The organism is Kaistia granuli DSM 23481, assembly GCF_000380505.1.
Lineage (GTDB): Bacteria > Pseudomonadota > Alphaproteobacteria > Rhizobiales > Kaistiaceae > Kaistia > Kaistia granuli.
The window spans coordinates 1-19291 of sequence record NZ_AQYH01000008.1; the positions used below are offsets into that span (position 1 = coordinate 1).

General features: G+C 64.5%; 22 protein-coding genes. 6 read left to right on the plus strand and 16 right to left on the minus strand.

Going from position 1 to position 19291, the window contains the following annotated elements; all coding sequences use genetic code 11:
- Positions 1–343 (plus strand): IS110 family transposase (locus G342_RS0112355; protein WP_018181813.1); only part of this gene is annotated, 343 nt, incomplete at its 5' end.
- A 42-nt stretch (positions 344–385) separates the two neighbouring features.
- Here G342_RS0112355 and G342_RS0112360 read toward each other — a convergent pair.
- Positions 386–1294 carry a PhzF family phenazine biosynthesis protein gene (locus G342_RS0112360; RefSeq protein WP_018183459.1) on the minus strand — a complete coding sequence of 303 codons (909 nt, stop codon included), beginning with the start codon at positions 1292–1294 and terminating at the stop codon, positions 386–388.
- 183 nt (positions 1295–1477) lie between these two features.
- Here G342_RS0112360 and G342_RS24030 point away from each other — a divergent pair, with 183 nt between their 5' ends.
- Complete coding sequence (locus G342_RS24030; RefSeq protein ID WP_018183460.1) at positions 1478–1846, plus strand: BA14K family protein; 369 nt, start codon at positions 1478–1480, stop codon at positions 1844–1846.
- 51 nt (positions 1847–1897) lie between these two features.
- On the opposite strand, the gene G342_RS0112370 is transcribed toward G342_RS24030, so the two are convergent.
- Positions 1898–2308, minus strand: coding sequence for a hypothetical protein (locus tag G342_RS0112370; protein ID WP_018183461.1), 411 nt, complete (start codon positions 2306–2308; stop codon positions 1898–1900).
- Positions 2309–2551: 243 nt separating this feature from the next.
- On the opposite strand from G342_RS0112370, the gene G342_RS26005 reads away from it, so the two are divergent.
- The gene (locus G342_RS26005; protein ID WP_156830927.1) at positions 2552–2719 is read left to right on the plus strand and encodes a hypothetical protein; all 168 of its coding nucleotides are present in this window, start codon (positions 2552–2554) and stop codon (positions 2717–2719) included.
- Positions 2720–2750: 31 nt separating this feature from the next.
- Here the strand turns inward: G342_RS26005 and G342_RS0112380 are convergent, their stop codons facing one another.
- The gene (locus G342_RS0112380; RefSeq protein ID WP_018183463.1) at positions 2751–3776 is read right to left on the minus strand and encodes a hydroxyacid dehydrogenase; all 1026 of its coding nucleotides are present in this window, start codon (positions 3774–3776) and stop codon (positions 2751–2753) included.
- 370 nt (positions 3777–4146) lie between these two features.
- Between G342_RS0112380 and G342_RS25305 the strand changes: the two genes are divergently transcribed.
- Positions 4147–4521: a BA14K family protein gene (locus G342_RS25305; RefSeq protein ID WP_018183464.1), complete on the plus strand. Its 375-nt coding sequence runs from the start codon at positions 4147–4149 to the stop codon at positions 4519–4521.
- A 202-nt stretch (positions 4522–4723) separates the two neighbouring features.
- Here the strand turns inward: G342_RS25305 and ilvC are convergent, their stop codons facing one another.
- The 3 genes from ilvC to G342_RS0112400 form a co-directional block, all read right to left on the minus strand.
- On the minus strand, positions 4724–5743 hold the full coding sequence (ilvC, locus tag G342_RS0112390; RefSeq protein WP_018183465.1) for a ketol-acid reductoisomerase: 1020 nt from the start codon (positions 5741–5743) through the stop codon (positions 4724–4726).
- A gap of 14 nt (positions 5744–5757) precedes the next feature.
- Positions 5758–6441, minus strand: coding sequence for a TetR/AcrR family transcriptional regulator C-terminal domain-containing protein (locus G342_RS0112395; RefSeq protein WP_018183466.1), 684 nt, complete (start codon positions 6439–6441; stop codon positions 5758–5760).
- Between the two features lie 152 nt (positions 6442–6593).
- Positions 6594–7196 (minus strand): TetR/AcrR family transcriptional regulator, encoded by a 603-nt coding sequence (locus G342_RS0112400; RefSeq protein ID WP_018183467.1) that lies wholly within the window; start codon positions 7194–7196, stop codon positions 6594–6596.
- Positions 7197–7293: 97 nt separating this feature from the next.
- Between G342_RS0112400 and G342_RS0112405 the strand changes: the two genes are divergently transcribed.
- Together G342_RS0112405 and G342_RS0112410 are read left to right on the plus strand one after the other, a co-directional pair.
- Positions 7294–7761 carry a cupin domain-containing protein gene (locus G342_RS0112405; RefSeq protein ID WP_018183468.1) on the plus strand — a complete coding sequence of 156 codons (468 nt, stop codon included), beginning with the start codon at positions 7294–7296 and terminating at the stop codon, positions 7759–7761.
- A gap of 259 nt (positions 7762–8020) precedes the next feature.
- Positions 8021–9061 carry an LLM class flavin-dependent oxidoreductase gene (locus G342_RS0112410; protein ID WP_018183469.1) on the plus strand — a complete coding sequence of 347 codons (1041 nt, stop codon included), beginning with the start codon at positions 8021–8023 and terminating at the stop codon, positions 9059–9061.
- A gap of 92 nt (positions 9062–9153) precedes the next feature.
- Here the strand turns inward: G342_RS0112410 and ilvN are convergent, their stop codons facing one another.
- From ilvN to G342_RS0112450, 10 genes are all read right to left on the minus strand, one after another.
- A complete protein-coding gene (gene ilvN, locus G342_RS0112415; protein ID WP_018183470.1) occupies positions 9154–9693 on the minus strand; it encodes an acetolactate synthase small subunit in 540 nt (179 codons plus the stop codon).
- A 35-nt stretch (positions 9694–9728) separates the two neighbouring features.
- Positions 9729–11495, minus strand: a complete 1767-nt coding sequence (locus tag G342_RS0112420) for an acetolactate synthase 3 large subunit (RefSeq protein ID WP_018183471.1) — start codon at positions 11493–11495, stop codon at positions 9729–9731.
- A 274-nt stretch (positions 11496–11769) separates the two neighbouring features.
- Positions 11770–12744: a retron St85 family RNA-directed DNA polymerase gene (locus tag G342_RS26655; protein WP_083931220.1), complete on the minus strand. Its 975-nt coding sequence runs from the start codon at positions 12742–12744 to the stop codon at positions 11770–11772.
- 26 nt (positions 12745–12770) lie between these two features.
- The gene (locus G342_RS26010; protein WP_156830928.1) at positions 12771–13655 is read right to left on the minus strand and encodes a retron St85 family effector protein; all 885 of its coding nucleotides are present in this window, start codon (positions 13653–13655) and stop codon (positions 12771–12773) included.
- A 445-nt stretch (positions 13656–14100) separates the two neighbouring features.
- Positions 14101–15075, minus strand: coding sequence for a DMT family transporter (locus G342_RS0112425; RefSeq protein ID WP_018183472.1), 975 nt, complete (start codon positions 15073–15075; stop codon positions 14101–14103).
- Positions 15076–15402: 327 nt separating this feature from the next.
- The gene (locus G342_RS24040; RefSeq protein ID WP_018183473.1) at positions 15403–15927 is read right to left on the minus strand and encodes a hypothetical protein; all 525 of its coding nucleotides are present in this window, start codon (positions 15925–15927) and stop codon (positions 15403–15405) included.
- A complete protein-coding gene (locus tag G342_RS0112435) occupies positions 15921–16295 on the minus strand; it encodes a hypothetical protein (RefSeq protein ID WP_156830929.1) in 375 nt (124 codons plus the stop codon). The genes G342_RS24040 and G342_RS0112435 overlap by 7 nt, the downstream gene beginning before the upstream one ends.
- Before the next feature lie 265 nt (positions 16296–16560).
- The gene (locus tag G342_RS0112440) at positions 16561–17514 is read right to left on the minus strand and encodes a helix-turn-helix transcriptional regulator (RefSeq protein WP_018183475.1); all 954 of its coding nucleotides are present in this window, start codon (positions 17512–17514) and stop codon (positions 16561–16563) included.
- 130 nt (positions 17515–17644) lie between these two features.
- Positions 17645–18271 (minus strand): hypothetical protein, encoded by a 627-nt coding sequence (locus tag G342_RS0112445; protein WP_018183476.1) that lies wholly within the window; start codon positions 18269–18271, stop codon positions 17645–17647.
- 93 nt (positions 18272–18364) lie between these two features.
- Positions 18365–19207: an alpha/beta hydrolase family protein gene (locus tag G342_RS0112450; RefSeq protein WP_018183477.1), complete on the minus strand. Its 843-nt coding sequence runs from the start codon at positions 19205–19207 to the stop codon at positions 18365–18367.
- Positions 19208–19291: the final 84 nt, after the last annotated feature.

The window sequence follows — 19291 nt, forward strand, 5'->3', positions numbered from 1 at the left end:
CGGCTTCGGCCCTGTCGTCGCGCGCAGCCTACTGGCGCTGATGCCGGAACTCGGCACCCTCACCCGGCGACAGGCCGCGAGCCTGGCCGGCTTGGCCCCGCATCCGCGCGATTCCGGCAACACCAGCCGGCACCGCACCATGCGCGGCGGACGCACCGAACTCAGGCCTTTGCTGTTCATGGCCGCCCTCAGCGCGGCCAGGGCCAACCCCGGCCTGCGCGACTTCTACCGAAGCCTATGCGCCGCCGGAAAGCCAAAGCGCCTCGCGCTCGCAGCCGTCGCCAGAAAACTCGTCGTCCTTGCCAACGCCTTGCTCAAACCAGATGCAACAGAACTGACTTGATGACGACGGAGCGCTGGGACCGCTCGCGGCTACCAAACGCCCCTACACATCCAGTGTCCCGCGCGCCAAAAGCACGGCGTCGCCGCCGATGCGGCTGGCGTGCAGTGCGCTGTTCTCGACATCGACTTCGAGGCTGATCAGGCTCGGTCGATGGATCTCGAAGCCCTGCTCGATGACGAAGCGATGCGTGCCCGAGGGCAACTGATCGAAGGTGGCGACCGCGCCGGCGAAGGCGGCAGCCGCCGAGCCCGTCGCCGGATCCTCGATGATCCCCTCGCCCAGCCAGAACATGCGGGCATGGAACTGATGGTCGCTGGTCAGCGTCTCGCGGGTGTAGAGATAGACGGCACCGACGCCCGCCGGCATGACGGCCGGCCAGTTCTGGATCACCGGACGGGCCCGTCCGATGGCGGCCAGATCGCTAACCGGCACGAGCAGATAGGGAACGCCGGCCGTATAGACGGATGGCCGGTGATTTTCGAAGCAGAGCTCCGAAGCCAGCAGGCCGAGCATGGCCGAAAGGGCCTCGTCGTCGATCGTCGCATCGACCCGCTCGGACTGGCGCGGCACGTCGAAGATGGCGTGGCCGGACTTGCCGGAATGCAGCGCCACGGCGCAGCGTATGTCTCCCACCTTCTCCTCGACCACGAAAACGGCGTCCTGCCCTGCCGCCTGCGCGCCGAACGTCTCCAGCGCCAGCAGCACGGCCGTGCCGACCGTCGGATGACCGGCAAAAGGCATCTCGTAGGCCGGGCAGAAGATGCGCAGGCTGGCCCGGTGGCCCGGCTGCGCCGGCGGCAGCACGAACACCGTCTCGGCCAGGTTGAACTCGCGCGTGATCGCCTGCATGCGCGCTTCATCCAGGCCCTCGCTGTCGAGGACGACGGCAAGCTGGTTGCCGGCAAGCGGCGTTTTCGTGAAGACGTCGAGAATGGCGAAACGGCGGGTCACAGAAGCCTCATGCGTCGGCGAAACAGATCGTCCGCCTAGCATGCGGCGCGGCGTGCGGTGCGGCAAGAGCGGCCGTGTAACGGCGTTCATAGCGGCCGCTGGCTGCAGGATGAATGATGCATTCAGCAGGCATTCAGCTCAGCGGCCCTAGAAAGCTGCCAACGCCCCACGGGAGATACCCAGATGAAGAAGATCGCCGCCACCGCGCTCGCAGCCCTCATCGGCGTCACCGCCATCGTCGGCACCGCCGAGACCGCATCGGCCAGGGACGGCCGCAACGCCGCGCTCGTCGCCGGCGCTGCCGTCGGTCTCGGCATCGGCGCCCTGCTCGCCGCGCCGCGCTATGATGACGGCTACGAGGTCGCCCCGCCGCGCTACGCCGCCCCCGTCTATGACGACGGCTACCGTGCCCCGCCGCCGCGTCGCGCCATCCGCGCCGGTTGGCAGGCCCATGCCGACTGGTGCTACGACAATTACCGCTCCTATGACGAGCGGACCGATACCTATGTCGGTCGTGACGGCTATGCCTATCGCTGTCGCGGTTCGTACTAGGACGCCCGTTCGGGAACACGCAGCCAGGTCCCGGCGGTTGGCTGCGTGTCCCTAGAAGAATTCGTCGAGGAAGGCCGACACTTCCTGCGAAACGCCGACGATCTTGTTCGTCGCCTGGCGGTAGAACTTGAAATTGAGCTCGGTCTCGGCCCGGCCATCGTCCCAGTCGGAAAATGGTTTGAGTTCGTCGCGGCCCAGCCGCCGTTTCGCCAGCGCGGTTCGCCGGATCGACAGATTTACCCGCGGCGTCTGCCGGGCGACCCCGGGCTCCTTCGCAATCGCTTCGGCTAAAACCACGATCCCGCGCGCGACCAGACCTCGCCCGCCCTCGTTCTCGCTCGCGAAGACATAGATCGCGTCGCCCACCGCGATACGCTTGCCGCCATACATCGTCTTCTGCCGGAGAAGGGCGAAGACCTCGGCCTGCGGATCCCGGATTTCGGCTTTGACGGCAAAGGCCATGCTGCTCACGTCCCGAGCGAGCCGACGATCCTCCAGTTGAGAGCCTCGCGCCGACCCGACGTGTTTACCATGGGCCGTGAATCGTCAATGCTAAGGCGCCCTTCCAACCAGCATGCAGTCTAGCCCGTCATTGTGTCCAAGAACTTCAAATATCTCGTCGTTTTCATTGCCATCGAATGTCTGCTTCTGATCGCCTTCCTCTTTCGGGAGGAGATCTGGAGTCGCAACAGAATTCCGGCGATCATGTCTCGAAACGAACGGCTGATCCGGCGCTCCCTCGGAGACTGGGTCTATGAGAGCTACATCGAAGTTTCGCTCCTGGCGATGATGGCGCTCGTCCTGCTCGTCATCGTCGGCACCATCCAGCAGATGCGCAGGGCACGCTTGAGGCAGACCGGAAAGCCCCAGTAGAGCTTCCCGGCGTCAACGCAGGCGGGTGCGGTCAGGTCACGCTGACCGGCTTCGAGCGCAGCCGGCTCGCCAGCGCCGGATCGGCCCGGCGGCAGAGCTGCGGCGGCAGGCCGCGCAGGATCAGCTCGGCATCGGCGACCGCCATGCGGCCGATCGAAAACAGCGCGTCCGGCGTGCCGCCCGTGCGGTGGGCCGACAGCAGGATCCCCTCCATCTTGCGCACCGGATCGTCGGCCGGCACCGGTTCCTCCGGAAAGACGTCGGTCGCGACACGGATGTGACCGGAGCGAACTGCGTCTAGCATGGCCGGGAAATCGACCACGGCCGCACGGCTCATGAGCAGGAACGCCGCCCCCTTCTTCATCAGCGCGAATTCGCGCGCCCCCAGAAAGCCCTGGTTCTCGCCGGTCACGGCGGCGAAGACGAACACGACCTGGCTAGTCGACAGCAGGTCATCGAGCGAGGCGGACTGGCAGTCGTGCCGCTCGATGATCTCGTCCGGCAGCCAGGGATCGAACACCTTGACCGGATTCTTGAACGGCCGGATCAGCTCGCGCAAATTCTTGCCGAGATCGCCGAGCCCTATGATGCCGACCGATGCACCGGCGAAGCGGAACGTCTCGCTATTGGCTGCGAGGCCATATTGCTCGGTGCCGGCGCGGAAATCGCGATCGGCGGCGGTAATGCCGCGCGCGAGATCGATCGCCATGCCGAGCGCTGCCTCCGCCACCGGCGCGGCGAAGGCCGAGCCCGGCGTCAGCACCCAGATGCCGCGCTCCTGGCAGGCCTGGTAGTCGATGTTGGGCAGGAAATTGGTCTCGACATTGATGACCGCCTTCAGCTTCTTCGCCCGGTCGAGCCGCTCGCGCGGCAGCGCCGTCTGGCCGAAGATCAGGACCGTCTCCGGCAGCAGTTCATCGACCTGCGCATCGGTCATCGGCGCATCTTCCGAGATCACCAGACGACCCAGTTTCTCGAGCCGGGCCCGCACGTCCGGTTCCATGATGAGATCGAGCGTCCGCGGCAGCGGATCGACCAGGATGATTCCGTCACTCAAAGCGTTTCCCCTCTTTTGGTTGGCGCCAGCCTAGAGCGTTTTCGAGCGAGGTGGATACCGGTTCGCGTGAAGAAAACGCGACCAAGCAAGGGGCTGGAGCCGTTCGGCGCTTCCATGAAACGCTGAGAGGCTCCAGCCAAAGAGCGGGTCGACGCGAAAGTCGGATTGGCGCCGTCGCCTGCCACGCCCCTCGGTGGCAACGGCTGACGGCAGCAACGTGTAGTCTTGGTTTCTATTTGATTAATACAGCAACGATACCGACTGGAACTGTAGATCAGCAACCTACCAGGACCACCAAACAGTCATAGTTTCGCCCTGATGCATCGGGATATTCCGGAGTCATAGGGTTTCACAAACAGGAGGCTTCACCGTGAGAAGCTTTGCTAAGGCGGCGCTCGCCGGCATTCTTGGCGTCATGGCCGTTACGGCAACCGCGACGACGGCCTCGGCGGATCGCTGGCGCGGCGGCCCGCCCCGGCACTATCACAACCACTACTACCAGCGCGACAATAGCGGCGCCGTGATCGGCGGCCTTGCCGCGGGCACGCTGCTCGGCCTCGGCATCGGCGCAATGGCCGCGCAGCCGCGCGTCTACGACGACGGCTATGAGGTGCCGCCGCCGCGCGGCGTCGCCTGGCGCAACCATGTCGACTACTGCCTCGATCGCTATCGCAGCTACAATCCGAACACCGACACCTATATCGGCCGCGACGGCTACGAATATCGCTGCCGCGGCTCGTACTGAACGGGCACGCCGACGACAAAAAGCCCCGCGGGATCCTTCCTGCGGGGCTTTTTCATTTGATAGGCAGGAAGGCCCTCACCCAACCCTCTCCCGCAAGCGGGGCGAGGGCTTCTTTCTCCGCGTGGACAGCTATTTCAAGCGGTCGTCCGCGTTCCCTCTCCCGCTTGCGGGAGAGGGGCGGTGTCTTCCTGAGAAAGGCGCCTTAGTTGACGGCCTTGTCGACCAGCTTGTTCTTGCCGATCCAGGGCATCATCTCGCGCAGCTTGGCGCCGACTTCCTCGATCTGGTGGGCGTCGTTGTTGCGACGGATCGCCTTGAAGCGAGCGGCGCCGGCGCGGTATTCCTGCATCCAATCCGACGTGAACTTGCCGGTCTGGATGTCGGTGAGGACGCGCTTCATCTCGGCCTTAGTCTCGGCGGTGACGATGCGCGGACCCGTGACGTACTCGCCCCACTCGGCCGTGTTCGAGATCGAGTAGTTCATGTTGGCAATGCCGCCCTCATAGATGAGGTCGACGATCAGCTTCACTTCGTGCAGGCACTCAAAATAGGCCATTTCCGGCGCGTAGCCGGCCTCGACCAGCGTCTCGAAACCGGCACGGATCAGCTCGACCAGACCGCCGCAGAGGACAGCCTGCTCGCCGAACAGGTCGGTTTCGCACTCTTCCTTGAAGGTGGTCTCGATGATGCCCGAACGGCCGCCGCCGACGCCGCAGGCGTAGGAGAGCGCCAGGTCGAGCGCGTTGCCCGAGGCGTCCTGCGAGATGGCGACCAGGCACGGCACGCCGCCGCCCTTCTGGTATTCGCCGCGGACCGTGTGGCCCGGGCCCTTCGGCGCGATCATGACGACGTCGACGGTCTTCTTCGGCTCGATCAGGCCGAAATGGACGTTGAGGCCGTGCGCGAAGGCGATCGCGGCGCCGTCACGAATGTTGCCAGCGATCTCGTCCTTGTAGATGTCGGCCTGCAGCTCGTCGGGAGCGGCCATCATCATCAGGTCGGCCCAGGCAGCGGCTTCCGCCACCGTCATGACCTTGAAGCCGTCGGCCTCGGCCTTCTTGACCGTCGCCGAACCGGAACGCAGGGCGATGACGACGTCCTTCGCGCCCGAATCCTTGAGGTTCAGCGCATGGGCACGGCCCTGCGAGCCGTAACCGATGATCGCGACCTTCTTGGACTTGATCAGGTTGAGATCGGCATCGCGATCGTAATAAACGCGCATGAGGGTGTTCCTTTCTATCCCGTCCGTTCGTTTCCCGCGCCGGTCCTCTCTGGGGCCGGTCCGGTATTTTCTTCCCGGCCAAAGAGCCGGAAGAATTCGTCAATTGCCTGCGCCGCGCGCGCGCCCGGCGCCTCGCCGTCGAGGCTGTCGCCAAGCAGCAGGCGCACATGCATGTCGCGTACGATCAGGCCATACAGCGTGCGATAGGCCTCGCGCGTGTCGGCGAAGTCAAGCAGGCCCTCGCGCCGTCCAGCCTCGAGCAGCGCCGAGAGTCGCGTCTCGATCGGCTTGCGGCCATGCTCACGCAGGAGTTGCCCCAGATCGGCCTCGCCGCGCCGGGCCTGGCCGATCGCCAGCCGGTTCAGCGCCAGCGACACGTCGCCGGCAAGCACCTTCAGGAGGTTGGCGGCGATCCCCGTCAGCTGGGAGACGAGAGCCGCCCTGCCCGTCGCGCCGGAGACCCTCGGTTCGGCCTTCACCTTGCTCGACTGGAAGGTGATCATCGCGGCGAGCAACCCGTCGCGGTCGCCGAACCATTTGTAGAGGCTTTCCTTGGAACAGTTCGCGGCGCGCGCCACGCCCGCCGTCGTCAGCGCCCGCTCGCCGCCCTCGACCAGCAGGCCGAGCGCGCTTTCCAGAACGGCGTTCTGGCGCGGCGTGTAGGCCTCCGGGACCGGGGTGGTGGCAGCGATGGACAAGACGGACTCGAACTCTCTCCGGCAGCAGCCGCCACGCGCTTCCGGAAGCGAATGCTGCACTGCAGCGTACCGTACGGTACGGTTCCGAATGCATACAGGCCCTCCGCCTGCGGGTCAAGCACCGGCCTGACCGCAAATCACTGTCCCGTGTGTCAGCGAAGTGGACCGAGGTGACGATCCAGAATGGCATCGACGACAGAACCGGCCACCCGGCCCACCAGTTCGTCATCCAGGCGGCAGACATCCTTCAACGCAACGAGGCTCTCGATGCCGGATACCGCCGAAAGCGAATAGACGAGGAAAGCAAATTCCTGCTGCGCCATCGCCTGGCGGACGGGCGCCAGGGCATGCTCGTACATGGCGATCCGTCGGCCGCCGCGATGCGAATAGAGCCCCTGCGCGCCATGTCGCAAGGAACTGGTCAGCGAGCTCGCGAGATAGGTTCGGTAGGCACTCTCGGCGTTGAGCACCAGATCGAGCAGGTAGCGGTGGACCTTGCGCACCCGCTCCCGAACGTCCTCGCTGTCGCCGACAATCTCGTCATGGGGAATGGTCTGGCCATCCAGGATCGCCTCGACGACCAGCGCCTCGGCGTCGGAAAAATAACGGTAGGCGGTGGTTCGCGAGATGTCCGCCTCCACGGCCACCGCGTCGATCGAGATCGTCTCGCCTCGCTCAAGAAGGCGCCGGGCGGCGGCCAGCAGTTCCCGCCGGGTCCGCATCTTCTGCCGCGTACGGCCTGAATCGAACTGCATCAAGGCAACACCCCATTGACAGACATCTCTTCGTGGAACTAGCGTCCCATAAAGGAAATTAAAGACCATAAACAGACGTCAGACAAGGGAGGCCACCATGACGGACCTGAAAAGCAACACCTATCATCTCTTCGGGAATCTCATCCGTTTTCACGCCAACAGCCCCGACACGGGCGGCGCCTACAGTCTCGTCGAGAGCCTGACGGCTCCGGGCGCCGGCGCGCCGGCCAATCGCCATCCAGGCGAAGACGAGGCCTTCTACATTCTGGACGGCACCTTCGAATTCGTCATCGAGGGCGAGACCATCACCGCCACCAGCGGCCAGTTCTTGAAGATCCCCGATGGCGCCGTGCACGCGTTCAAGAATGCCGGCACCGCCCCGGGACGGCTTCTGATCCTCAACACGCCCGGAAGGCTTCACGACGCCTTCTTCAGCCAGGCGGGCGACCCGCTTCCGCCCGAGACGCGCGAGCTGCCCCCGCCGAGCGGCGAGGCGCCGGACGTCTCCCGCATCATCTCCATCGCCCAGCAGCATGGCATGGAGTTCATGCCCCCGGCCGGCTGAATCTTCGCCGAGCTCCACGCGCAACACAAACTGCCGAGGCCGGGAGCGGACAATCCGCTGCCCGGCTTTTCTTCGGAAGCCTTGCCGGGCGGCAGCGCTGCGCCGCAGCGCTTTCCGCCTCCCTTCGCCCCACCCTTCCCCCCCTTGCCCGCCCTTGCGCCGGGGCGCGGCAACGTCCAGATGAGAGGCAACCGAGGCGTACGCCGCACCCGCTCCGAAGCACCGGGGCGAGACCCGCACGCTTCCCTTGGAGCACCCCATGAAAAAGAAGATCGGTTTCCTGTCCTTTGGCCACTACCAGGCAGCGCAGGGCTCCCTCGCGCGCACGGCGCAGGACGCGCTGTTGCAGGCGATCGATCTCGCCGAGGCGGCGGAAGAAATCGGCATCGACGGCGCCTTTTTCCGCGTGCACCACTTCGCCCGCCAGGCCGCATCGCCCTTCCCGCTGCTCGCCGCCATCGCGGCGCGGACGAAGCGGATCGAGTTTGGCACCGCCGTCGTCGACATGCGCTACGAGAACCCGCTCTACATGGCCGAGGAAGCCGCCGCCACCGACCTGATCGGCAGCGGCCGCCTGCAGCTCGGCATCAGCCGTGGCTCGCCAGAGCCGGCCGAGCGCGGCTGGGAAGCCTTCGGCTATGATTCCGGCGAGGATCTGACCGGCGCCGATCTCGCCCGCGTGCATACGGAGATGTTCCGGCTGGCGATCCGCGGCACCGGCGTCGCCAAGGCCGACACCAAATCGACCGGCATGGTCGGCAGGCTGGCGATCCAGCCGCAATCGGAGGGCCTGCCGGAGCGGATCTGGTGGGGCGCGGCCACGCGCAAGACCGCCATCTGGACGGCCGAACAGGGCATGAACCTGATGAGTTCGACGCTGCTGCTCGAAGATACCGGCGTGCCGTTCAGCGAGCTGCAGGCCGAGCAGATCCGGCATTTTCGCGATGCCTGGAAGGCCGCCGGCTGGAAGCACCAGCCCCGCGTGTCGGTCTCGCGCAGCGTGCTGCCGATCACCGATGACACCGACCGGATGTATTTCGGCGGCCGCGACGGCTCGGACCAGGATCAGGTCGGCTATCTCGACAACAGCATCGCCCGCTTCGGCAAGCGCTATATCGGCGAACCGGACGCGATCGCCGCCGAGCTTGCCAAGGACCAGGCCGTGCTCGACGCCGACACGCTGCTCCTGACCGTCCCCAACCAGCTCGGCGTCGAGTATAACGCCAAGCTGCTGAGGACAATCGCCGACCACATCGCCCCGGCGATCGGCTGGTCGCGGGAAGAAGTGGAACTAGCCTAGCCCCTCCAGGTCCCGCATCGACCAGGGCCCTAACAAGAAAGGCCGGATCCTACGATCCGGCCTTTCCTCATTTCGGCGATGCCCTGAAGATCTCAGGTTGCTTCCGGGCCGCGCGTGATGGCGGCGACGCCGGTGCGCGACACTTCCACCAGGCCAAGCGGCTGCATCAGCAGGATGAACTGGTCGAGCTTGTCGGTGCGGCCGGTCAGCTCGAACACGAAGCTCTCCGTCGTCGCGTCGATGACGCGGGCACGGAAGGCGTCGGCGAGCCGCAGCGCCTCGACGCGGTCGTCGCCGGCGCCGCGCACCTTGATCAGGAGCAGCTCGCGCTCGATCGCCTTGCCGGTGACGGTCAGGTCGATCACGCGGTGCACCGGCACCATGCGCTCGAGCTGCGCCTTGATCTGCTCGATCACCTGCGGCGGCCCCATCGTGACCACGGTGATGCGCGAGCGATGCTTCTCGTGCTCGGTCTCCGAGACGGTCAGGCTCTCGATGTTGTAGCCACGCCCCGAGAACAGGCCGATGACGCGGGCTAGAACGCCCGGTTCGTTGTCGACGAGCACAGATAGCGTGTGCTGCTCGGTCTTGTCCTTGCCTTCCTTGATCGCATAGACGGATCCGGGCTGCATGGTTGTCTCCACTTCCTGTTGTTCTTCGGCCCAGATCAGACCAGCGCGCGGCCAGCCTTGTCGATCGCGTTGGCGATCGCGTCGTCCGTCGCGTCTTCCGGCAGCAGCATCTCGTTATGCGCCTTGCCCGACGGGATCATCGGGAAGCAATTGGCGAGATTGGCGACGCGGCAATCGAACAGCACCGGCCCCTTGGCCGCGATCATCGCGTCGATCGCACCCTCGAGCTCCGACGCCTTCTCGCAGCGCATGCCGGTCGCGCCATAGGCCTCGGCCAGCTTGACGAAATCAGGCAGCGAATCCGTATAGGAGTGCGACAGGCGGTTGCCGTGCAGCAGCTGCTGCCACTGGCGCACCATGCCCATGTACTGGTTGTTCAGGATGAACACCTTGACGGGCAGCTCGTGCTGGATCGCCGTCGACAGCTCCTGGATGTTCATCAGGATCGAGGCGTCGCCGGCGATGTCGATGCAGAGCGCGTCGCGATGCGCCGTCTGCGCGCCGATCGCCGCCGGCAGGCCGTAGCCCATCGTGCCGAGGCCGCCCGACGTCATCCAGCGGTTCGGCTCGTCGAAGCCGAAATACTGCGCCGCCCACATCTGGTGCTGGCCGACTTCCGTCGAGATGTAGACATCCTTGCCCCGCGTCCGCTCATAGAGCGTACGGATCGCGTGCTGCGGCAGGATGGTCTCGCTGTTCTGGCGGAAGCCGAGGCTGTTGCGGGCGCGCCAGCGGTCGATCTCGCCCCACCAGCTCTTCAGCGCCGCCTTGTCGGCCTTGTGACCAGCCGATTTCCAGGCCGCCAGCATCGCCTTCAGCACATGCGCGACGTCGCCGACAATGCCGATATCGGCGCGGACATTCTTGTTGATCGAGGACGGGTCGATATCGATGTGGATCTTCTTCGAGCCCGGCGAGAACGCGTCGAGGCGGCCGGTGATGCGGTCGTCGAAGCGCGCGCCGACATTGATCATGACGTCGCAGTCATGCATCGCATTGTTGGCTTCATAGGTGCCGTGCATGCCGAGCATGCCGAGCCACTGCTTGTCCGACGCCGGATAGGCGCCGAGGCCCATCAGCGTCGACGTGATCGGAAAGCCCGTCTCGCGCACCAGCTCGCGCAGCAACGCCGACGCTTCCGGGCCGGAATTGATGACGCCGCCGCCGGTATAGAAGATCGGCTTCTTCGCCTTGGCGATCAGCTCGACCGCCGCCTGGATCGCTGCCGGGTCGCCCTCGACCTGCGGGCGATAGGTCTTGTGCTCGACGCGGGTCGGGCCCTCATAGGTGCCGGTGGCGAACTGGACGTCCTTCGGAATATCGACGACGACCGGGCCCGGGCGGCCCGAGCGCGCGACATAGAAGGCCTCGTGCAGGATGCGGCCGAGATCGTTGACGTCCTTGACCAGCCAGTTGTGCTTGGTGCAGGGGCGCGTGATGCCGACGGTATCGGCCTCCTGGAAGGCATCGGAACCGATCAGGTGCGTTGCGACCTGGCCGGTGATGCAGACCATCGGGATCGAATCCATCAAGGCGTCGGTCAGCGGCGTCACCATGTTGGTGGCGCCGGGGCCGGAGGTGACGAGGGCGACGCCGACCTTGCCGGTGGAGCGGGCATAGCCTTCGGCCGAATGGCCGGCGCCACCCTCCTGGCGGACGAGGATGTGCTGGATCTTGTCCTGCTGGAACAGCTCGTCATAGATCGGCAGTACAGCGCCGCCGGGATAGCCGAAGAGGTGCTCCACGCCCTGGTCGATCAATGCCTGAACGACCATCTCTGCGCCGGTCATCTGCCGTGTCATCGTTTCGCTCCGTCGCGGATCCCTATCGCCGGTCCGCTGTGTCTGTCAGTTCCATCAAGCCAATAAAAAAGGCCCTCTCGGGGCCCATTTTCGCGCACTACCTATCGTGACGGCTTCAAACCATCAGGCAGTGCGCTCTCTAAGTACAATAACGTCGCGGCGGATCATGTCCGGGCCCCTCGAATTGAATTCGCCGGAACATGGCGCAGCCGACGAAAGCCGTCAACCCCCGGAGAAGAAAATTGCGCGGAAAGGGGGTTGGGGTTGCGGGAAATTAGGCCCACTCCTGCTGCGTTCGACCTACACGCTTCGGAGCATTCTTACCTGCCAACCTAACTCTTTGGACGCAGTTCGCCCCGTACCTCGCCTCTAGTACACTAATAAAGGCCGGTTCCATCGCCCATACAAAGGCAAGCATTCCACCTAGCCTTGCCATTTGAGCTGGGCTCAGTTCATTCAACGAGGCCCGATGAACTGCCGCGCGCAATTCCCGCTTCCGATCGCGTCCAATTGTGACAAGCCCATCGTTGCTCAAGACCAGTCCGGTCACACGACGCCCAAACTTTCTTGTCACGTAGGTAGTTTTCTCCGCATTGATCGTTAGCCGCGGAAAGCCAATCTCTCTGATAGTAGACGCAACAATTTTCTCGACCCTGGTCAAAAAACCGGTGCGAGGCGCCGAAAAAGTCAGATCGTCAGCATATCGGGAGTATATGACCCCTTCTTCACGGCACTTACCTGCGACCATCTGATCAAAATCGTACATTAGTATATTCGATAGAATAGGAGACGAAGGAGCACCAATAGCCAGACGCAGACCTGACCTGTGCTTCTCTCGTCGAAATAATATAGATGTCGTTAGGCGAAGATCATCCTCTCCAGACAGACAGCCCGTCGAATCGCAGTATTGCCGCCAATCCCCGCCCCTAATTGAGGGAAAGAAATTCCGGAAATCGAGTTTCAGTACCGGACCGTAACCAGCATGCAATCTGGCGTTATCTAAGATAGACTTTCCAACACGGTATGCAATTGCACTATCATGTACCGGAAGATCGTTCAGGACTATCGAGACCAAGGCCCGCTGCAACTGCTTAACTTCAGCCGCCGGCTGAGAGATCACCCGGACTCCTCCGGCCTTTTTGGGGATCTCAAATGTCTTGTATCGAAATGGTGCGGATCCAGCGATGCGCCGGACCAAGTCCACGCCAAGGCCGACCTCGCGCGCGAGAGCTTCGATAAGCGCCGACACTAGGCCGCTCCCCGCGCAACTGCCTCTTAAATTATATTGAAGCGCATAACATCAGATTTTCGCCAATAATCTGCAATCTGCGCGAGCCATCGCTCTCTGATTATAGCCTTCGCTTGAGGCTTTAACTTATAGTACAGGGCCCGCTTCTCCTTGATCGGAGAACAATATCGAGCGAAGCCCCTCTTCTCAACATATATCCAGCCCGCATGTTCAGCGCAATAAATAAGCCTATCAATTCTAGATCTAAATTCATTCAATCCCAAAGCATAGAGTATAACGTCTATCTCATCAAAAGAAAGAACACGATAGTGCTGAATGAGTCCCACAATGAATTTTATGATATGGGAGGATCGCCTTTTGTCAAAGCGAGAACGGCCACCTGATGTATTCCTTCTCTCAGACATCAGCTTCGCCATGAGAGCCTCAAATGCCTGATAGTCCAATGACGATAGATTGGACGCACTAGCTACGTTAATGTCCTTTAAATTCAATACATATGTAGATTCCGGGCCATATTTATTGTTCAAATACAGTATCGGACCGTGTTTTATAAAAGAATCAGCTCGATAGTGCTTATCTTCAACAACAACAATTAGCCTCTCAGCAACTTCATCAATAACAGCAAAAGACCCCAACTCAGCGAAACTGCCAGAAGCCTCTGAAAACAATACAACAACGTCGGACATAGCTGCCAAATCAGCTTCAAACTCTAATATATCGGTGTATGGCCCGTGGGGAGCGAAGATTTGCACTCCCTCGGCTACAAAAGCCTCTTGCTCGCCGAGCACGCCTCGAGCATGCATCCTGAGAAATGCATCCCTCAGAGACTTTGCGACGTTCACGGTCGCATCGAACGGACCACCACAAACAAATAAGAAATCAGCCGGTGCATGGACATGAAGAGAATTCATGTCCATGCACTCGACCAATTCAGGGATATCGTCGCCGAGTATCACTTACCAAAGGCGCGGAAGAGCGCGGTGTCTTGACGAGTGGAGCGTCCGAAACGGCGGCAAGACACCGCGCTCTTCCGCGCCAAACAAGACTCATCAATCAATTGAGGTCCGGCGAAGCACCAGACCAAGCACGTAGTGCTATTCACGTAAGTGACCCCATCCCCAACAGCACACTTGGCATTGCGAGAACCAGCTCGATTCGGCGCTGCACAACCGTGACTTGCTGAAGCCTAGACTAGGCATCGCCAGACTGCAACGCTAGGATCTAGTCGTAAGGCATGAGACAGTGAGCTTTCCCTCTTCAAGTATGCGCCAGCTATGGGACGGATCCGACTAGTCGTGCCACCTTACGTCAGATTGACGCAGTTTATGTTTGAGACTTTGTCCAACGCCTCGCCCCCTATTCCGCCGGGACGGCGCTCGGGGCGTGGCGGGCGGAGCGCGAGGGCGCGGCGTCGGCAGCCTCCACCAACCCCGCCTGCCCCTCCGCCGCCACCGAATGTGGCAGCTTCGTTCCCCGCGCCTTCTCCCGCCAAAGCGTCAGGATGCCGGAGCCGATGATCAGCGCGATGCCGACCAGCATCGGCCATTCCAGGTGGATCCGGAAGACGAAGGTGTCGATCCCGATCGCCCACAGCATCTGGCTGTATTGCGTCGGGCCGACCAGCGCCGCCGGCGCGTGGAAGGCGGCGAGCATGAGCAGGATGTTGCCGAGCGCGCAGAGGATGCCGTAGCTGGCGAGCCAACCGAACTGCTCCAGGCTCGGCAGCGCGAAGGACGGGATCATCGCGGCGCCGCAGATGAAGAAGGTGCCGAGCACGCCGGCGCCATAGAGCGAAATGCTCTTCTCGCGCGGGCCGACGGCGCGGAAGACGACGATCGAGATGGCGCCGCCGAGGCCGCCGGCAATGGCGCCGAGATGGCCGATCGACAGCTCGCGAAAGCCAGGACGCAGCACGATCAGCACGCCAAGGAAGCCGACGGCGACGGCGCTCCAGCGCTTCAGGCCGACCTGTTCCTTCAGGAAGACCACCGACATGATGGTGACGAACGCCGGCAGCAGGAAAATCAGCGCGAAGGCTTCCGCCATCGAGAGATGGGTGAAGGCGGTGACGCTGCCGATCGCGGCCATGCCATTGGCGGCAAATCGCACCAGCCAGAGCGGCCGGTTGGTGGTCGCGACGATGTCGCCCCAGCGATCGCTAGGCTTCTTCAGGAAGGGGATCGCGGCGAGGCCGAACAGCGAGCCGATGAAGGCGATCTCGTAGGCCGGCAGGCCGCCGTCGAGGAATTTGACGCTGGCGTCGGAGAAGGCATAGGCGGCGAACGCCGCGAAGCCCAGGAGAAGGCCCTTCAGGACCGGATCGGAGGACACAACGGGAGGCTTTCAGGCGCGAGAGATCGGGTGGTGGGCGGCTTCGCTCCCGCCCGGTCGCGCCGGCCACGCTTCCCTCCCAGGTGCCCTTTCGGACGGCGCGGATCGGCGCACCCGCTTGTCCCGGGCGCCGGGCGGTCGAAACCCGCCAGAGCGTCGATGTAGCAGAAGCGCGCGACGCCGCCATGACGAAATGACAGGCAGAGGCGGGGAAAAGGGAGGCGGCGACAAAGGAAGCCCTGCCGGAGATGCGGCACCTCCGGCAGGGCCGTCCCGCCGGCGGCTCAAGGGGCCGAGCCGCGCGACGGGATTTTCGCGGGGATGGTTCTACTCGACCATCCATTTTTGCAGGCGCGGCACCAGCGGACGGACGATTTCGGCATGTTCGCTGCCGGCGACCCGCATCGCCTGCAGCCGGGCCGTGACCTCGTCGACCCATTCCAGTATGGCGCGCCTCTGCGCGTCGCTGAAGACGCCGCGGGTCTCCGCCTTGGCGCGGAGGGTCGCCAGCCTGTCGCGAAACTCCGCCTCCGGCAGGCAGGCGATATAGCCGGTGACGGTGGCATCGAGCGCGATGCGCCAGGTCTCGCGGGTGAAGCCGGCGCGGGTGATGCGGTTGCCGCTCTCGGCGTCGGCCTCGAACCAGTCGTCGGCGGTCGCTTCGTCATAGGCGAGCTTGCCGAATTCCGGCGACAACGCCTGGACCAGCTTGACGACGACGATCGCCTCCTGCCGGTTCAGAGCCCTCGCCGGCGAAACGGCGAAGACGAGCGCCAGGAAGGGCAGAAGGCCGGCCAGCGCCAGCGCGAAGCGGCGGATCTGCCTGCGGCGGGTGTAGGGAAACATCAGCATGATTGCCTCATCGCCGCTTCGGCCTTGTGGCTCGTCTGTTGCTGCACCAGCGAGCCTCCGACGGAGGCCGCCTGCGCCGCCACCATGCCGGCCTGCCCGGCATAGCCGCCGAAGCCGCCGACCATGGACAGCGCGCCGCCCAGCACCGCCGCGCCCATCTGCGCGTCGCTCGCCTTCTTCACCGCGTCGGCGCAGGCCTGGGCCGAGGCTTGGGCCCGGCCGGCGGCCGAGGCCTGCCGGACCGGCGCCGACTTGCCGGCCTGGATGACCTTGGCTCCCTGCCCCGCCTTGTCGGTCGAAGCGGTCTCCGTCGTCTGGCTGCAGCCCGCCAAGGCGAGGCCAAGCACCAGAAACATCCCTCGTCGCATTGCTTTCTCCCTCTCGGGCGCAAAGCCGGACAGGACGTGCTCCGAATTCCTCCCGGAGCGTCCAACCCTCGCCATGCGCCGCGTCTCGATCTCCGGAGCCCCCCGGCCCGTCGCGGATGGCGGCCCATGCCGCCGACGGCGACCGCTCTACGACGGCGCCAAAACGCCGTCTTGGCGAGGAGCGAACCGATGCGGCGCGGAACGAACAGCGCGCGCTTTTCCGAAGCGAAAGGAAGAAAAAAGGAAAGCGGACAGCCGGTGCGGCTCAGCCGGCGCGTTCGCGCAGGGTCGCCGCCCGGATGTCCGACGGCGTGCAACCGAAGTGGCCGCGGAAGGCGCGGTTGAAATGCGACAGGTCCTGGAAGCCGGCGGCGAAGGCGATGTCGGCGATCGAGCCGGTCTGGCCGTCGCGCAGCTGCCGCATGGCAAGCTGCAGCCGGCTCTCGCGCAGATATTCGGTGAAGCTGGTGCCCTCGGCGGCGAACAGGCGCTGGATATAGCGCGGCGTGACGCCCTGCCGGCGCGCGATGGTGCCGATGTCGAGCTCCGGATCCGTGAGGCGGGACAGGATCTCCTTCCTGACCAGCGCCATTCGCGCCGCGCCGATGCCCTCGCCGCCGCGCGCCGTGTCGCCCGGGACGACGTCGCCGAGCAGGTGGGCGACGAGATCGTAGAGATGGCGGGCGGCGAGCGCCGCCGCCTCAGCGTCGCCCGGCGGGCTCTGGCGCAAGAGCTCGGCATAGCCGGCGAAGAGATGCAGGCCGGGGGTCGTGGCGGGGATGATGTAGCAGCCGCTCCGGTCGATGCGCGGCAGCAGGCGAGCCAGCCGCGTGCGGTCGAGCTGGACCACGCGGAGCCAGGTTTCCGGCAGCCGGCATTCGGTCCAGACGGCCTGGTTGACGATCATCAGATCACCGGCAGCGACCGTGATCGGCGGCTTGCCGTCGACTGACACCTGGTGGTCGGTCGAATGGATCATCAGCTGGTAATCGTCGCGGCCGTCGCCAAGCAGCGCCCGCGAGCGCGCGCCGTCGAGCGGCGAATAGTGCGCCTGCGCCAGCGTCACGGCGTCCGGCAGGGCATAGGCGGCGAGGTCGATGTCGAAGCTCCGCGGGTCGAGCGGCCGGAATTCCATGCCGGCGACATGGCGCGCGACGAAATCATGCACGAAGGCGAGCCGATGGCGTTCCGGGACAGAACGGGTCGAGAGGCGTTGCATGGGAAGGTTCCGCTTGGCAGGAACGGTCGACGCTGTGCCCGGGCCCCCGCGACGCCCGCGCCTTCCGTTTGGTAAGGCGCGAATTAATCCAAAAGATTGACCGGAAGGTCAAGAGTCGGAGGTGTGATCGTCATCTCAGGTCGGTTTCGGGATAGGCGCGGCTCGGCTGGCAGCGCGTCGAGCCAGGGCAGAGGAAGACGATGGTGCCGTCCGGCCAGCAGGTGTCCCGGTCGAAGCGCACAGTCGGAACGGTGGCGATCATCAACCGGAAGGCGATCGCGGCGGAGCCGTGGCTCGCCTGCGGCAGCGCCGCATAGATGCCGAGGCCGTCGCGGCCGATGCGCTGGATCGCGCCGGCGAACACGGCGCCGGGGCTGATATAGCCGCCGACCAGATCAATGCCGGCCTTGCAGATGGTATGGCCGGGCGGCGCGGCGAATTTGGCGTAGTAGCTTTGCCCGCGCCGGCGAAGCACCAGCGCCGTGCCGCGATAGGCGCCGACGACGATCTCCGGCTTGATGAATCGCGCCGCCGCACGCGCCGGATCCGGCTCCTCGCTGCAATCCCAGCCGAGGGCCCGGCAGCCTGACAGCGCCTGCGCCTCGGCGCGATCGGGGTCGAGCTCGCGCCAGCTTGCGACACGCACGGCGCCCGGCGCATGGCCAAGGCGAAAATCCTCGAGATAGAGGCGCGGCTGCTCGTCGGCCGCTGCCTGCGCGGCGACAAGGACGACGAAGAGACCGAACAACCAGCGCATGCGACAGGCACTCCCGCCGGTCCGTGGCGCGACGCGTCACGGGTAGTCTTGTCTGCCCTGCCCGCGCATCGGCTCGCCCGCCGCGTTGGCCGGTCAGAGCGTCTTCTTGAACCACGCCGCGGTCTTGGCGATCACGCTATCGGCCATCGTCTGGTCGTCGCCGAGGCTGCCGAAGATGTGGTCGCCCTCCGGCACGATCCAGACTTCCTTGGTCTCGCCCTTGGCCAGCTTGGCGAAGCCTTCCGGATAGGCGGCGGAAAAATCCTTCGATCCGGCGATGGCGAGATAGGCGCCGGGATAGGTCGCGATCGCCTTGTCGATCTTATGCGTCTCGAGACTGTCGAAGAAGCCCTTCTTCAGCACGATCGTCCGCCAGCCGAGATCGAGCCCGACAACGCCCTCGGTCTCGGCGGTGGCGATGGCCTTGGCGCCGATCGACCCCTTCATGTCCTTGGAAAAGTCACCGACCGAGGACCAGGTGACCAGCGACTTGAAGCGATCCGGCTCTTCGCCGGCGAGCAGCGTGGCGACGCCGCCGCCGAGCGAGAAACCGATCATGCCGAGCCGCTGGGGATCGATGCCCTTCTGGCTGGCGAGATAGGCGGCGGCCGCCTTGGCGTCGGCGAGCTGGCCGTCAATCGTCGTTGCGCCGGTGTCGCCGTCGCTCTTGCCGAAGCCCCGGAAGTCGATGCGGAGCGACGCGATCCCCTCCTTGGCGAGCGCTGCCGCCTCGCGCGCATACATGGAGCCGACCTCGTCGCGCGACGAGCCGAAGCCATGCAGCATCAGGACGGCCGGCGCGCTGGTTGCACCATCCGGCAGGTTGAGCGTGCCGGCGACGCCGCCATCGAGCGTCACGACGCTTTCGCCCGCCGTGGCGATGGCAGGCAGGGATAGGACGGCGATGAGGGCAAGCGAAGCGGGCAGCAACCGCATGATGTCGTCATTCCTTGGCAAGGGTCCGATGGATCGAACCCCAGCAAAGCTCGCGCCGTTGAAAGCGTCAATGGCAGACTGCGA